Raw genomic sequence first — 15,190 nt, 5'->3', positions numbered from 1 at the left:
CCGTGACGATAACCAGGTTGTCCGGCAAGATGGCGAAAGGCTCACACCCTGCACACAGAGCCGTGACAGGTGCGGCCCGCCATCCCCAACCACCAGCACACCCCGAGGCACCCCAGTCGATGGACCCGACGCACATCCACGCTCTGCAACGACTACGCAGCTTGATCCCCATCAGCCTGCGCCACGCCCAGATCCTGCTGGAACGCTGCGCAAGCAACCCCGAGCAGGCTGCCGAACTCTACAAAACCGAACTGCTGCAGGTGCTGGCGGACAAGTCCGGGCTGCCCCCCGATCAAGCCCAGGAATATCTGCACAACGCAGGCTATGACCTGAACCGCGCCTTGAGTGCTCTGGAACAAGCGCGCTTCACCCTGACCCGGCGCATCCTGCGCAAACATCACCAGGACAAGGCCCGGGCCCTGGACCTGATCGCCCAGTCCATCGAAACCGCCGAACAATTGCCACGCCAGTACTGGCTGGCCTTCGAGCGGCTGGAGCAACTGGCCCCGGCACCGCGCTGCTTGATGGTGCTCCACGAATGGCTGGCCTTCGAGGACTGGGAAGGCTTCGACAGTGCCCTGCACTTTCATCTGCCGCAGGCCATCGCCCAGTTCAGGCACCTGCAACTGGATGCCCTGGCGGACACCCTGGAACAGGCCGATCAGCGCCAGCGACAGCTACGGGCAGCCCATGCCGAGCGCGAAAGCCCCATCGAGCTGGCCGTGCAGGTCAATCAGGATCCGTTGTTCAACGCCTGCCGGGACAGTTTCAGCCAACAGCGGCTTCGGCTCGACGAGCGCCTGTACGAATGGGTGGAGCGCCATATAGAGCAGTTTCCAGCCTGAGCGGCGAGTTCGCGTACGCGCACAAACCGCTGCTACCCACCCCCCCGAAACTCGCTAAACTGCCGCCCTCACCGAACACGGACCTCGGATCAAGCCCTCATGGAATTGCACTACAGCATCACCCCCGCCCATATCCAGGCCTGGATCGCCGAACCGCTGAAGCAGGAAATGCTCAAGCATGATCAGCAGCAGGCCCAGGCGATGGCCAATGTTGCCCGGTGGCAACGCCGCTTGGTCGGCCCCTTGATGTTCGCCTTGTGCCTGGTCGGCGGCATGCTGGCGCTCTATTTCCCCGAGCGACGCTTCACCGCGCAGAACGTCATTGCCATGGTGCTGTTCGCGTTGATCTTCATCCCGCTCTGGTGGCGTTTTTCCGGGCGCTGGATCAAGCACCTGCAAGCGCGTATTGCCGCCAACCACGCCAAGCCCCGGGCGCCGTTGCGCGGGCTGAATCAGCGGCTGATCGAAACCAGGCTGCGGGCGCCGCTGAAATCCGTCGAAAGCACCTATTGCCTGAGCTTCGACGACCAGGGCTTTACCCTCGACAAAGCCCGCGGCGGCAAGAGCACCCTGGCCTGGGAACAGATCGTGCGCCTGCAGGAAACACCGGACTTCTACCTCGTGGCGAGCGCGGACATGATGCGCCAGGGCGTGGCCTGTCTCATTGCCAAACACAGTGACCTGATGCCGGCCGAGGAATATCAGCAAGGGCTGCAAGCGTTTCTGAGCCAGTGCCCGGTGACGCCCTCAGCGAACTGATCACAGTGCTAGCACTGCAGACCGATACGCTTCGAGCACTACCGCTCAGCACCTGCCCGCAAAAACACCTTGCAGGTAAAACAACGCCGACTATGCTGCCAAAACCAGCCCTAATGGCCATTAGCCTTGAGCGGGCCGACCTCCGGTTTTGCCGTCCGGGCATCGCAACGCTGATTAGCAGAAAGCTATACACCTGACGACGCAAGCGCGTTCGCCGCGGTGTTTCCCAGGAGGGAATCATGCCTGCCGCAGGACAGTACTTGATTGCAATCCCGGTCTACGACGGTGTCGACCTGCTCGACGTCAGCGCCCCCTACGAACTGTTCAGTACAACCCCTGCCCCCCCCTTCTTCAGTGGCGATCCTTCCGTCGCCAAACCGCCGGTCTACACCCCAGGCGCCGGAAGCACCTGCAATTGCGCTCTCGCCGAGAGCATCGCCAATGTGCTCAAGCGCACAGGCCCTTCCTGAGAGGCCTGCAGGCAGGTGCACACAGAGTAGCGCTGTCGCCGCGAAATGAAGTCCGGCCTCACCCCGGCAGACAGCACCCAACAGGAACGGAGGGAAATCTCATGAGTACTTCTCGTCAGGATGTCGCAAAACTCGGCCCAGGGTGGAACAAGGTATTACTGAACTACGCACTGGCCATGCAAGCGTTGGATGAACAGCCAATAGCGGACCGCAATAGCTGGAAATTCCTCGGGGCCATGCATGGATTTCATCCCCAATTATGGATCAACGAGCGCCTGATCAAGTCAGGTGCCCCGATTCCAGCGGATTTGACCAACCATACCTACGGCAATCAGTGTCAGCACGGCAGTTGGTATTTTCTGTCCTGGCACCGTGCGTATCTGTTTGCGTTCGAGGCAATCGTCGCCGCTAAAGTGAAGGAGCTGACGGGTGACGACTGGGCCCTTCCTTACTGGAACTACCTCGACAGCAGCAACCCGCAAGCGCTGTACCTGCCCGATGCCTTTGTCGCCAAGACATTACCCGACGGAAAGCCAAACCCTCTGAACAAGTACCCTCGCCGCCCCGGAATCAAGGCGATCAAGCCGGTGCGCGGGTTCAGCCTTGAGGCGATGGATGAGAATGACTTCATCGTAGGTAACGGGACCCTGGGATTTGGTGGGGGGATTACCGGCAATTTCGTCCAGTTCGACGGGGTTGCCGGCGAGCTGGAGACCAACCCGCATAACACGGTCCATGGCCTCGTCGGAGGATACATGGGCAATGCCTTGCTCGCAGGTCTTGATCCGATCTTCTGGCTTCATCATTGCAACATCGATCGGCTCTGGGAGGCGTGGATGAACACGCCGGGCAAGACAATGGTTCGCGATCCGCTCTGGCTCAATGGCCCGGCAGACCGCAGTTTCATCATGCCAGTACCCGGAGACAATGCACCTGGAGTAACGTTCACCAGTAAGGACACGTTGAAAGGCGGCAAATTTTATCGGACCTATGATGATTTGATCATCGGCACGGGTGTAACGCCGGGAGTGCATGCTGTGGCACGCGTCAATATGGGCTCGCCCAGTAAACAAACCGTTCAGCCAATCGGCGCCAATGCCGCGGTCGTCAAGATCGGCGGGGCGCCGGTAGGTACCCATATTGACCTCGAACCGACAGCCGCCGCCAACAGCATGGCCACGATGGGCGCGACATCGCCAGGCAAGGAAGTGGCCCGGCTCTATCTTTCCCTGGAGTCTGTGCGCGGCTCCGCACCCTCGCCTCTGCTGGATGTGTACGTCAACTTGCCCGAAGGCGCCGACCCGGCACTTAGCCCTGACCGGCACGCCGGTAGCCTTACGCTTTTCGGTCTCAACGTTGCCTCGCAAACGGACGGCCCCCATGCAGGCAGCGGGTTGGGCTATACGATCGACATCACCGATCTGGCCCAGCGGCTGGCGGCCGCCGGGGACTTTGATCCGAATCATCTGCGGGTGACCCTGGTGCCTGGAGAGCAGATAACCGATGAAGAACCTATAACCGTTGAACGCATAAGCGTGCTCAAGCGAAGCGGCATCGTCAGTTGAGGGGGCGGCCTCATGCGGCCAGGCCTGGTTTTACGCAGTTTCACTTATGCCCCTTGGCCAGTGCTTCTGGCCACGGCGGGATTCGGCCTGGCCCTTTCCATTTACAGCGACGCAAGTACAGAAGGTCCCGCGTTTTGCGTGGCCACCAATGGGCTATCGATCTTCACCAGCTGGCCCGCGGTGCTGCAAGCGGAGCTCGCGGTGAACCCGATCCACCGTATCCTGGCGGGTTGGTTGTTGATGCTGTTGACCATGATGCCGCCCCTTCTGGCGATGCCACTCATGCATGTGTGGCGCTCCAGCCTGCCAAACAGGCGAATACGTGCGAGCGCCGGTTTCCTGCTCGGCTACTGCGCGCCGTGGATGGCCGCAGGCCTGGTCCTGTCGGCCCTGGCGCTGTTGCTACAGATCACTGTCGTGGACAACGCCCTGGCAATAGCCCTGCTGGTCGCGTTGCTTTGGAGCGCAAGCCCGTGGCACCGTGCGGCACTCAATCGCAGCCATCAACCGCGGCGAATAGGCCTGTTCGGTGGGGCCGCCGACCGGGATTGCCTGGTCTTCGGCATGACGCATGGGGCCTATTGTATTGGCTCGTGCTGGGCCTGGATGTTGGTGCCCGTTGTCAGCGGCGCCTGGCACATTCCGATGATGCTGTTCACTGGCGTCATCATGCTGGCTGAACGGTTCACGCCTCCTGGCCCTGCGCGCTGGTGCTGGCCCCGGTTTTTTTCACCCGCTCACCTATACACCCTCCTCACCCAGCGCAATGCGGAGCGTCCCCATGGTTAGGCGTGTTTGTCTGGCAATCGGCGTCAGCACGGTGACGCCTGTCGCGAAACTGGCCCTGGACTTCGCCTATCTGGATGGCGCCGTTTTCGCCGCTCGCGCAATGGGAGAATGGGCCCTGCGCTCGGGTTTCGGCGTCGACAACGTAAGAGTCGTCGACGACGGCTCAACCGACGGCAAAGCGAACCCGGTCACACGAGAGCGGGTACAGCGGGCCGTCGATGAACTGTTTCCGGTGGGCGCCGAGGTCGTTGACCAGTTGATCCTGTCATTTTGCGGGCATGGACTGACCGGGGCGAACTTCGGCTCGATCTTTTGGCTGTTCAGCGACTCGCTGCACATGAAGTACCGCATCGTGGTCGATGGGTTCTATGAGGAATTACTTCTGCACGGCGTCAAACGCATAACACTTATTACCGACACCTGCCGCGAAGCGCCGCAGAGCCTGGAGCTGATGCGGCTTGATGGTGTGCGCGGGATCGTTGTACAGGGCACTCGCGTTGACAGCCCCAGATTCGACCGCCTTGCATCCTGCCAGGACGGACAGCTCGGCTATATGGTCTATGACCCTGCCGCGGCCGCACCGGGCAAATGCGTGTTCTCTGGCGTCATCGCAGACATACTCTGGGGCCTGGAACCAACCGCCATCGAAAACGGGATGATAACCACCACGACGCTGGGTAAATGCGTTCGTTCGCGAACAACCGAGCGTGCAAGCCAGTACCACCTGAAACTCGATCCGCAATGCCAGGTCGATCCCGAGTCCGTGGTGCTTTGCGACACCACGACCCCGCAGCCAGGCCCTGCCGACCTGCAACCCTGGCCATCTGGAAGCAATTCGGCGGTCCTCGGCGCAGGTAAGACCGTTGGCGTAGCGGAATCCACCGAGCAAATCCTGGAACGCGCAAAGACCAACCGCGCCTTCCGGGATCGCCTCCTCGGCAAAGGTTTCGGGCTCAAGCCTGTCCAGCCGAAGGGGCCAGACACTCACTCCCTCAAGAGCGCGACTGAGTCGGTCGCCTTGGAGGTTGAACGCCGACTCATGGAAGTCAACCGTCCCGGCAGCGCGAACCTGATCGTCTGGGGCGATCAGGCGAAGCTGCTGTCCGACCCTGCGCTCAAGCCCCTCAGATCCGATCCCCCCTTCAACGCATTCCACGTTGATGACCACTGCAAGGGGACGCCTGTTCTGGTGGAGCTGGCCGATGGGCAATTTACCCCTGTCGTTCCTTATGTGAGTCTGTATGCGGTCGTTGCACCCAGCACCGACGGGGATGTTTTCCAGGTCTACGGAGCGCAAGGTTCCCCCGAAAGATATCGCGCGGCCCTGAGGGCCATCAATGAATTCGCCGCCGGCCGGCTTCGAGTCGACAGCCTTGATCGACTCGCCGCAGACCTGCGACACGAAAAGCACGCCGATCCGATGCTGGGCGTCATCTGCGCCTATCTCTACCGTGCCACGGCCGACTACGACAACATTCGGCGCATGGCCTATTTTTATGCTGCCCGAGACCAGGCGGTGCCCTATGACATCGCGCTTCTCGGGGCGATGCAGGTGACACGAGACAAGCATGGCGCGCTGCAATTGCATGTGCCGGCGGTGAAGGCTTGCCAATCGCGACAAGATGCGCCGGTACTCCCCGACTATGCCACGCAGGCGACAACCGCCACACTTGCCAGGATCGGCGGGCGATGCCCATGGCTCGGACTTGGCTGGGACTATGTCAAGGAACCTCGATTGGAGTGGGCCGCACTCGTCGAAGGGCTTGCTGATCATGCGGCGCGGGTTCGCCGCAGCGGATCGACCCTACTGCCTGCGGACTCGGCAAGACAGCTTGCAAAGGACTGGGGGCTGTTGCCGGGTTGATCCCCCCTTGCCCAGGCAATGTGCATTGACGAACATGGCGGTGAGTTGCAGCGCCTCGCGGATATCCGGTTTGACAATGCCATGCCGGCCAGCAAATTGCCCGGTCGCCGCTGTATCAAAACGGGTGGTCTGGATAAAGTCCAAGGCCTCGACGCTGGTATTCAATAACCGCGCGATGGGAGGCACGCTCAGGAGTATTTTCATCAGCCGCAGCGACAGGTGATGCTTCGGCGGTTTCACGCCAAGCGGGTGCGCCACCTGGGCCAGCAGTTCTCGCAAATGGGGTGTGCGCTCATCAAGGGCCAGCAGTTCCTGGCCAATCATCGCGTCATCAAAAGCGCAGGCTGCCAGCAGCTCAACCAGGTAATCCACGGTAACCAGTGGCAACCAGTGCTCGGGGCTACCTGGCACGGCCGCCAGCTTGCCCTGCACCAGGTTGCGTATCAGCGCCGCCAGGGGCTGTCCCTCAAGGATATGGCCGGTGCGACTGTGGCCGCACACTGTCGCGGGGTGGACAACGGTCATCTCCCCGCGCTGGGCCGACATGACCTGCAGGGTCGCAAAATGCGCCTCCAGCTTGCTTGCCTCATAACCACCGACCTGGCGGTAGACGGCGGGCCAGTCGGTCAGTTGCGGACGCTGGGGATCAATGCCGATGTTGCGCAGATGCGCGTGATTCTTCAGCATGTAGCCGCCGATCATCACCAAACGGCTCTTTTGTTCAGCGGCCAACAGCGCCACCTGCCTCGCCCCCTCGACGTTCACTGCGCGTGACTGTTGCAGCGACAGCCCCCACGCGAACTGGGCACCTAGATGAAACACGATGCTGGCTTGTCTTAGCCGTGCTCGGTCGGCCACACTCAGACCCAGTTCGCTCCGCTCCAGATCGCCGGCTACGGCAAACACCTGGGCGGCATTGCCCCCCAGCCTGGCAACTTGCTCGCGCAACTCAGCCAGTCGCTCCGGGCGACGCATCAAGACCCGAACCTTGTGCCCCTGGGCACTCAAATGGCCCACCAGATGCTGACCGATGAAGCCAGTACCCCCCGTGACAAAGCACTCCACGCTCATTTCTCTGCTCCTTGGTAAGGTGAGAAATCAAGCGTAAACTATCGACCCAACTCTACAGTCAAGCGATGTTTTCATGAGAATCGGCGAACTGGAAGCCCGCAGCGGAGCGAGTCGACACACCCTTCGTTACTACGAACAAATCGGCTTGATCTCACCCCAGCGGCGGACCAACAACTACCGCGTCTACACCTCGCAAACCCTGCAGGACCTGGACTTTATCCAGCGCGCACAGAGCATGGGCTTTTCCCTCGGGGAGATTGGCGAGATTCTCGATGCGCAGCGCAACAAGCTGATTGATTGTGCTGCCGGCGCGAAACTGATTGAAAAAAAGATGGCAGCGATCAAACAGAAAATCGACAGCCTCCAGAGTATTTATCGGTATCTGGATGAGGAACGCATCAACCTTGAGCGCAGTGCCGCCGAGCAAATTGAACTGCAGAAGCTCAACAGCTCTCCCAACTGACAGAAATCCTGTAGTAACGCCTCCGCACGCAAGCGCAAATCAAGGATTGGAAAACATCCTGATGCGTCATGGTCAGCGTTGAGCTGGCGGCTACCGCCAGCGTGATTGTGACACCACGGCTTCAGTCCCTTGCTGCTGAAGGACCCGTACTGCTGCCTGGCCACGGAATCATGAATCAGCTGATCGCCAGGCCGCTGGAGGCTGCCGGCTGGACTCGCCAGCGCAATGGCAATAGCGCCACGGCCTATCGTCTGAGGCAAGCGTAAGTCCAGCTCAGATGCTGGGTTTCTGCCTGAAGCTCACCGCCAGGCGGTTCCAACTGCTGATGGCGTTGATGACCATGGTCAGGTCGACTATCTCGGCATCACTGAACTGCGCTTTCACCTGACGGTAAATCTCGTCCGAGACATCGCCCTGGGTAAGCGAAGTGAGCGCTTCGGTCCAGGCCAGAGCGGCCTTTTCACGCGCGCTGAAGAAGTCGCTGCTACGCCAGACGGCCACCGAATACAGCCGGCGATCCGTCTCGCCCAGGCGACGGGAGTCAACCGAGTACATGTCGGTACAGAAGGCGCAGCCGTTCAGCTGCGAGGTACGAATCTTGATCAGGTGCAACAGTTGCTGTTCGATGCTCAGGTCATTGGTCATGGCCTCCAGGGTGATCATCGCCTTGATCGCCTTGGGTGATGCCGAGTAGTAATCGAGTCTAGATTCCATCCGTTGGCTCCACTGTCGTTGTCGACCAACTGTAGGACGCGGTGCGCCCGCGAACCACAGCCAATAACCGGGAAAAACGCCAGACCAATGAGCCACCGGCTTCCGGCCTGGCGCCCGGCCACTAGTGCTCGGTGACCTTCGCCAGTTGCGCCGGAGCGGACGCAGGCGTATCCACCCAGCCGCCGCCCAGGGCGGTGATCAAGCGGACATAGGCCCTGGAACGCTCGCCCGCCACCTGCACCTGCGCACGCTGGGCATCGAGGCTGCTGCGTTGCGCATCGATGCTCTCGAAATAGCTGGTCGAGCCATTGCGGTAGCGCGTGTCGGCCAGCGCTGCAGCCCGCCCGGCAGCGTTGACCGCTTCGTCCTGGAAGGCCAGCTCGCGGTCGAGGGTGCGGATGTCGCTGAGGCTGTCCTCGACGTCCTTGAAGGCCACCAGCACCTGCCGCCGATACGCCGCCACCGCCCCGTCGTACTGGGCATTGGCCTTGTCCAGCCCCGCCTGATTGCGACCACCGTCGAGCAAGGGCATGTTCAGCACCGTGCCTAACAGCGGCCCGAGCACCCAACTGCGGCTCGACCACTTGAACAGGTCGTTGAGATCGGAGGACTCGAAACCACCCGAGGCGGTCAGCACCAGGCGTGGAAAGAACGCCGCCTTGGCGACGCCGATACGCGCGCTGGCAGCCGCCATTCGCCGCTGCGCCTGGGCGATGTCCGGGCGCCGCTCCAGCAGCTCGGACGGCAGCCCGGCAGGCACCTGCACCGTGCTTGAGTGCAACCCGCCGGCCGTCAGGCTGAACGCCGCGGGCGGCTTGCCGACCAGTACTGCCAGGGCATGATCCTGGCTGGCCCGCTGACGCATCACCGCTTCCAGTGAGGCCTGCGCCGATGCCAGCTCGGTGCGGGCCTGGGCCGTTTCCAACTCACTTCGATCGCCGGCATCGAACTGGCGCTGCACCATCTGCAGCGCCTCCTGGCGCAGGCCGATGGTCTGGGTAAGCACCGCGATCTCGCTATCCAAGGCACCCAGGCTGAAATAGCTGCGTGCCACATCCGCTTGCAAGGCCAGCAACACCGAGCGATAAGCGGCCTCCTCGCCCATGGCCTCGAGGGCGGCAGCCCGCGAGTTGTCGTGCAGTGCGCCAAACAGGTCCACTTCATAGCTGGCGTTGAGTTGGGCGCGCAGGCGGGTCTGGGTCGACCGGGCTGTACCCTGGCGCGTTGGCCCGGCCCCTACTCCCAACTGCAAGGCGCTATCGGCCCTGGCCATGCCCGCTTGCGCACGTGCCTCCTGGACCCGCGCAAAGGCCACAGTCAACGTCGGGCTCGCCTGCTCGGCCTGGAGGATCAAACGCTCCAGTCGCGGGTCGGCGAATACCCGCCACCAGTGGCCACGGTCCTTGCCGTCAGCGGGTTCTGCCAACTTCCAGCGGTCGGCATTTTCCGCGGCGATCTCGCGGTAGCTGGCCGGTATATCGACCTCGATGCTCTCTGCAGGTTTACCCAGGGAGCAGCCACTGAGCAGCACTGCCAGGCTCAGCAGGCTGTATGTGAAGGTGATGGGTTTCATGGCTCAAGCCTCCTGGGTCTGCTGCTGGCCGAGCGGTTCGCGCGAGCCCTCGGTTGGCGGCGCGGCAACGCGCTCACGGCGTGTGAAGCGCAGCGAAAGATGACGTAACAGCACATAGAACACCGGCGTCAGGAACAGGCCGAACACGGTCACCCCGATCATCCCGGTGAACACCGCGATGCCCATGGCCTGGCGCATTTCGGCGCCCGCCCCGCTGGACAGGATCAACGGCACCACTCCGGCGATGAAGGCGATTGAAGTCATCAGGATCGGCCGCAGGCGCAGGCGTGCGGCTTCGATCGCGGCTTGGCGGATCGAGCGCCCCTGGTGTTCCAGTTCGTGGGCGAATTCGACGATCAGGATCGCGTTTTTGCAGGCCAGCCCCACCAGCACCACGAAGCTGATCTGGGTGAACAGGTTGTTGTCGCCACCGGTCAGCCATACGCCGGTGATCGCCGACAGAATGCCCATGGGCACGATCAGCAATACCGCAAGCGGCAGGCTCAGGCTCTCGTACTGCGCGGCGAGCACGAAGAACACCAGCAGCATCGCCAGCGGCAGGATGATGATCAGGGTGTTGCCGGCCATCTTGTCCTGGTAGGTGATCTCGGTCCATTCGTAGCCGATGCCGCGCGGCAAGGTCCGTTCGGCGATACGCTCCACCGCCTGCAGGGCCTGGCCGCTGCTGTAGCCCGGCGCTGGCGCGCCACTGACGTCGGCGGAGGGGAAACCGTTGTAGCGCATGGCCTGGTCGGGGCCGTAGCTCTGTCGTAGCGTGAGGAGTGAGGCCAGCGGCACCATCTCGCCCTTGTCATTGCGGGTCTTGAGCAGACCGATGTCTTCGGCATGCCCGCGGAACTGCGCATCGGCCTGCACCTTGACCTGGAACGTCCGCCCGAACTTGTTGAAGTCGTTGACGTAGATCGACCCCAGGTAGATCTGCAACGCTTCGAACACCGCCGGGATGGAGACGCCCAACTGCTGGGCGCGGGTACGATCAACGTCGGCATACAACTGCGGCACGTTGATCTGGAAGCTCGAGAACAACCCGGCCAGCTCCGGGGCCTTGCGCGCTTCGGCCATGAACGCCTGCAGCCCCTGGTCCAGCGCGGCATTGCCCAGGGCGGCACGGTCTTGCAGTTGCAGCTTGAACCCGCCCACGCTCCCCAGGCCGGACACGGGAGGCGGCGCAAACACCGCCGTGTAGGCCCCCTTGATACCGACGAACCGGGTGTTGAGTTGCGCAGCGATTTCGTTGCCCGTCATGCCGGGGCCCTTGCGCTCGGCAAAATCCTTGAGCACGAAGAAGGCGACGCCCGAGTTGGGGCTGCTGACGAAGCCGTTGATCGACCAGCCGGCATAGCCAGTGACCGCATCCACGCCCGGCTGGGCCAGGGCCATGGTGGTCATCTCGCGCAAGACCGACTCGGTACGATCCAGCGAGGCGGCATCGGGCAGTTGCACGAAACCCACCAGGTACTGTTTGTCTTGCGGCGGCACGAAGCCTGTGGGGACGCGATTGAAGATCAGCACTGCGGCGACGGCCAGCAGCGCATACACCAGCAACGCTGCGCTCTTGCGCTTGAGAATCCGCGACACGCCGGTGCCGTAATGGTCGGAGGCGCGACCGAAGAGCCGGTTGAAACGCACGAAGAAGCCGCCGAATAACCTGTCGAACACCCGTTGGAAGCCGTCTTTGGGTGCCTCGTGGCCTTTGAGCAACATCGCTGCCAGCGCCGGCGACAGGGTCAGCGAATTGAACGCCGAGATCACCGTGGAAATGGCGATCGTCAGGGCGAACTGCTTGAAGAACTGCCCGGACAAGCCGCTGACGAACGCCAGCGGCACGAACACCGCGCACAGCGTGAGGGCGATGGCGACTATCGGCCCGGACACTTCGCGCATGGCCTGATAGGTCGCCTCGCGAGGCGAAAGCCCCAGGCCGATATTGCGCTCGACGTTCTCCACCACGACGATCGCATCGTCCACCACCACGCCAATCGCCAGGACCAGCCCGAACAAGCTCAAGGCATTGATCGAGAACCCCATGGCCAGCATGACGGCGAAGGTGCCGACCACCGAAACCGGTACCGCGAGCAATGGAATGATCGAGGCGCGCCAGGTCTGCAGGAACACGATCACCACCACGACCACCAGCAGGATCGCTTCGAGCAGGGTGTGAATGACGGCGTCGATGGACGCACGAACGAACTGGGTCGGGTCGTAGATCACCTGGTAATCGACGCCTTCGGGCATGGCGTGCTTGAGCTCGACCATCGCCTTGCGCACGTCGTCAGAAATCTGCAGTGCGTTGGCGCCGGGCAATTGGTAGATCAGCAGCGCCGTGGCCTGTTTATTGTCCACCAAGGTGCGCAGCGCATACTCCCCGGCGGCCAGTTCGACCCGTGCCACGTCGCGCAGGCGGGTGATGCGGCCATCCGCGGAGGTGCGCACGATCACCTCACGAAACGCTTCTTCGGTATTGAGACGCCCGCTGGCATTGACCGAGATCTGGTAGTCCACTCCGGGCGCCGCAGGCGCGGCGCCGATCACCCCGGCGGCGGCATTGACGTTCTGCTCACGCAAGGCCTGGACCACATCGCCGGGTGCCAGGTTACGCGCCGCGAGCTTGCGCGGATCGAGCCAGATGCGCATGGCGTAGTCGCCGGAACCGGCCACCTGCACCTGGCCGATACCGTTGATGCGGGCGAGCCTGTCCTTGACGTTGAGCAGGGCATAGTTGCGCAGGTACTGCATGTCGTAGCGCTCGTTGGGCGAGCGCAGGTGCACCACCATGGTCAGGTCGGGAGCGCTCTTGACGGTGGTCACGCCCAGCCGCTGCACCGGCTCTGGCAGCCGCGGCAGCGCCTGGTTGACGCGGTTCTGCACCCGCTGCTGGGCCAGGTCGGGGTCGGTGCCCAGGCGGAAGGTCACGGTCAGGGTCAACTGGCCATCCGCCGTGGCATGGGAATTCATGTACAGCATGCCTTCGACGCCGTTGATCTGCTCTTCGATGGGCGTGGCGACGGTTTCAGCGATAGTCTGCGGATGTGCGCCAGGATACTGAGCCTTGACCACCACTGAGGGTGGCGCGACTTCCGGATATTCAGAAACGGGCAGGTTGAAGATCGAAATCAAGCCGGCAATGAAGATGATCGCGGACAGCACGCCAGCGAAAATCGGCCGATCAATGAAGAAGCGGGAAATGTTCATGTGCAAGACCTCTTCACTACAGGTCAGGACCGGCCTGGCCGATCTTGTTGCTGGAGTGCGATGGACGATGCCACCGGTTGCGGGTCTACCTGGTCATTGGGGCGCACCTTCTGCTGGCCCTGCACCACGATCTGTTCACCGCGTGCCAGCCCGGACCGCACCACCCGCAGGCCCTCAAACAACGGCCCAAGATGCACTTCGCGGTACTCCACCGTGTTGCCCTGGGTGACCACCAACACGAACGTCTTCGCCTGATCGGTGCCGACCGCCTGGTCGTCGATCAGAACGGCCGCGCGCGGGGCACCGTCCCCCGTACGCACACGGGCGTACATGCCGGGGGTCAGTACACCGTTGGCGTTGTCGAACACGGCGCGTACCCGCAGGGTTCCAGAGTTGCGGTCCAGTTGGTTGTCCAACGACTTGATGCGCCCGCTGTAGGGATAATCGGTCTCGGTGGCAAGGCCCATCAGCACCGGCAACTCGGCGACGCCGGTGCTGCCTCGGGTGCCATTGCGCGCGTAGCGGATATAGCTCGCTTCATCGAGTTCGAAGTTCACGTACACCGGCGACACCGAAACGATGGTCGTCAGTACCGGAGCATCGGGGCCGGTGCCGACCAGGTTGCCGACGGTCAGTTCCGCACGTGACACACGCCCGCTGACAGGCGCAGTAATGGTGGTGTACTGCAGGTTCAATTGGGCGGCCTGTACGTCGGCCTGCGCCGCTGCCAGGGCAGCCCGGGCCTCGAGTTGCTCGTTGGCGCGCTGGTCGTGCTCGCGTTGCGACGTCGCCCGTTCCTGGATCAGCTTGTTCGAGCGGGCCAGCTCGCTACGCGCCAGGTTCAACCGTACCGCGGCACTTTCGCGGGTCGCCTGGGCCTTGGCCAGCACCGCCTGGTAGGGGCGCGGGTCGATGGTGAACAACGGCGCACCCTTGGCAATGATCTCCCCTTCCTGGAATCTCACCGTGTCGATGGTGCCGGTGACTCGCGGCCTGATTTCGACATGCTCGATCGCCTCGACACGTCCGGAGAACTCGCTCCACTCGATGACTGGCTTCTCGATCACGCTGGCCACCCCCACCGGTGTCGGTGCCAGCGGCAGCGATGGGGTTGGGGTTGGGGTTGCCATGGAGCCATTGAGGTAGTAACTGGCGACGCCCACTACCGTTAGCGTGCTGATGGCAAGCACTGCCCGGCTCTTATAGCTCATGCGCAGATTGGCATTCATATCGGTTCTCGCTGAAAAGTAAACTCATGTCGAAAAACACGAGAGTTTATTCACTCACGCCATCACCTTATGAACTTAATACCCACCACGAAAGCACCAATTATTGATAAAACCGATAGTCCGCGCTCGCGTTGCTTTTCACCGATTGGCTACGTGCTTTTACTGCATATTGGCTATTCAATCACGCCGCTCGATTTTTTATCCTGAACCTGAAGCCATCACTTTCGACGGACTTTCCATCAGGGAAATTTTATGAAAAACATTCTGACGCTTGGCGCACTGCTCGTATTCGCTATCCATAACATCGCCTTTGCCGAAGGGGGCAGTGATCGTCTGATAGAACGGATGGCGGTACGCGCGCAGGCCCTGCCTGGCGATCAGCAGAACGCTGAGAACAATATTGGCAATACCGTCAAATCCGAGGGCGAGAGCGCCGGAAATGATGTTCGCAACACCGTGAAGTCCGAGGAGGGTGACCCGTCCGAGCGCGGTTGAGGCCGCTGTGCTGACAGGCCCCCGTGGTGCAGGCGGGGGTATTTTTTGACCCTCGAATGTTCAGAAAAAAAAGGACTCGCGAAATCGGCCGAGTCCTAAAGTCAAATCACGCGAATAAAACCCGATAGCGTGCCGGAATA

General features: G+C 62.0%; 13 protein-coding genes and 1 pseudogene. 9 read left to right on the top strand and 5 right to left on the bottom strand.

Features of this window, described 5'->3' with window-relative positions; all coding sequences use genetic code 11:
• Window positions 1-119: 119 nt before the first annotated feature.
• The 6 genes from ABM562_RS12565 (at window position 120) to ABM562_RS12540 (ending at window position 6,292) form a co-directional block, all read left to right on the top strand.
• Window positions 120-845: a hypothetical protein gene (locus tag ABM562_RS12565; protein WP_460422168.1), complete on the top strand. Its 726-nt coding sequence runs from the start codon at window positions 120-122 to the stop codon at window positions 843-845.
• Window positions 846-944: 99 nt separating this feature from the next.
• Complete coding sequence (locus tag ABM562_RS12560; RefSeq protein ID WP_460422166.1) at window positions 945-1,604, top strand: YcxB family protein; 660 nt, start codon at window positions 945-947, stop codon at window positions 1,602-1,604.
• A gap of 239 nt (window positions 1,605-1,843) precedes the next feature.
• Window positions 1,844-2,074, top strand: a complete 231-nt coding sequence (locus ABM562_RS12555; RefSeq protein ID WP_134062680.1) for a hypothetical protein — start codon at window positions 1,844-1,846, stop codon at window positions 2,072-2,074.
• Window positions 2,075-2,175: 101 nt separating this feature from the next.
• Complete coding sequence (locus ABM562_RS12550) at window positions 2,176-3,639, top strand: DUF7868 domain-containing protein (RefSeq protein WP_460422164.1); 1,464 nt, start codon at window positions 2,176-2,178, stop codon at window positions 3,637-3,639.
• A gap of 12 nt (window positions 3,640-3,651) precedes the next feature.
• Entirely contained in the window at window positions 3,652-4,428 is a 777-nt protein-coding gene (locus ABM562_RS12545; RefSeq protein ID WP_460422162.1) for a copper chaperone, read from the top strand.
• Window positions 4,421-6,292, top strand: coding sequence for a hypothetical protein (locus tag ABM562_RS12540; protein WP_460422161.1), 1,872 nt, complete (start codon window positions 4,421-4,423; stop codon window positions 6,290-6,292). Before ABM562_RS12545 ends, ABM562_RS12540 begins: the two co-directional genes overlap by 8 nt.
• Here the strand turns inward: ABM562_RS12540 and ABM562_RS12535 are convergent.
• A complete protein-coding gene (locus ABM562_RS12535; RefSeq protein ID WP_460422160.1) occupies window positions 6,233-7,363 on the bottom strand; it encodes an SDR family oxidoreductase in 1,131 nt (376 codons plus the stop codon). The genes ABM562_RS12540 and ABM562_RS12535 overlap by 60 nt on opposite strands.
• Window positions 7,364-7,436: 73 nt before the next feature.
• Between ABM562_RS12535 and ABM562_RS12530 the strand changes: the two genes are divergently transcribed.
• Both ABM562_RS12530 and ABM562_RS12525 read left to right on the top strand, forming a co-directional pair.
• On the top strand, window positions 7,437-7,826 hold the full coding sequence (locus ABM562_RS12530) for a MerR family transcriptional regulator (RefSeq protein WP_115089570.1): 390 nt from the start codon (window positions 7,437-7,439) through the stop codon (window positions 7,824-7,826).
• Between the two features lie 116 nt (window positions 7,827-7,942).
• A pseudogene (locus ABM562_RS12525) lies at window positions 7,943-8,092 on the top strand (histidine phosphatase family protein); the annotation flags it as partial.
• Between the two features lie 7 nt (window positions 8,093-8,099).
• Here ABM562_RS12525 and ABM562_RS12520 read toward each other — a convergent pair.
• The 4 genes from ABM562_RS12520 to ABM562_RS12505 all read right to left on the bottom strand — a co-directional run bounded on the left by ABM562_RS12520 (window position 8,100) and on the right by ABM562_RS12505 (window position 14,555).
• Window positions 8,100-8,540: a carboxymuconolactone decarboxylase family protein gene (locus ABM562_RS12520; RefSeq protein ID WP_460422158.1), complete on the bottom strand. Its 441-nt coding sequence runs from the start codon at window positions 8,538-8,540 to the stop codon at window positions 8,100-8,102.
• Window positions 8,541-8,661: 121 nt separating this feature from the next.
• Entirely contained in the window at window positions 8,662-10,113 is a 1,452-nt protein-coding gene (locus tag ABM562_RS12515) for an efflux transporter outer membrane subunit (RefSeq protein WP_460422156.1), read from the bottom strand.
• A 3-nt stretch (window positions 10,114-10,116) separates the two neighbouring features.
• A complete protein-coding gene (locus ABM562_RS12510; protein WP_115089567.1) occupies window positions 10,117-13,326 on the bottom strand; it encodes an efflux RND transporter permease subunit in 3,210 nt (1,069 codons plus the stop codon).
• Between the two features lie 23 nt (window positions 13,327-13,349).
• Complete coding sequence (locus ABM562_RS12505; protein WP_460422154.1) at window positions 13,350-14,555, bottom strand: efflux RND transporter periplasmic adaptor subunit; 1,206 nt, start codon at window positions 14,553-14,555, stop codon at window positions 13,350-13,352.
• Between the two features lie 252 nt (window positions 14,556-14,807).
• Between ABM562_RS12505 and ABM562_RS12500 the strand changes: the two genes are divergently transcribed.
• Window positions 14,808-15,050, top strand: coding sequence for a hypothetical protein (locus ABM562_RS12500; protein ID WP_115089566.1), 243 nt, complete (start codon window positions 14,808-14,810; stop codon window positions 15,048-15,050).
• The last annotated feature ends 140 nt before the right edge of the window (window positions 15,051-15,190 follow it).

The sequence above is a fragment of the Pseudomonas sp. ZL2 genome, from assembly GCF_054788455.1.
Note: the sequence above shows the minus strand (reverse complement) of the source record. Positions and strands in the feature narration are given on the sequence as shown.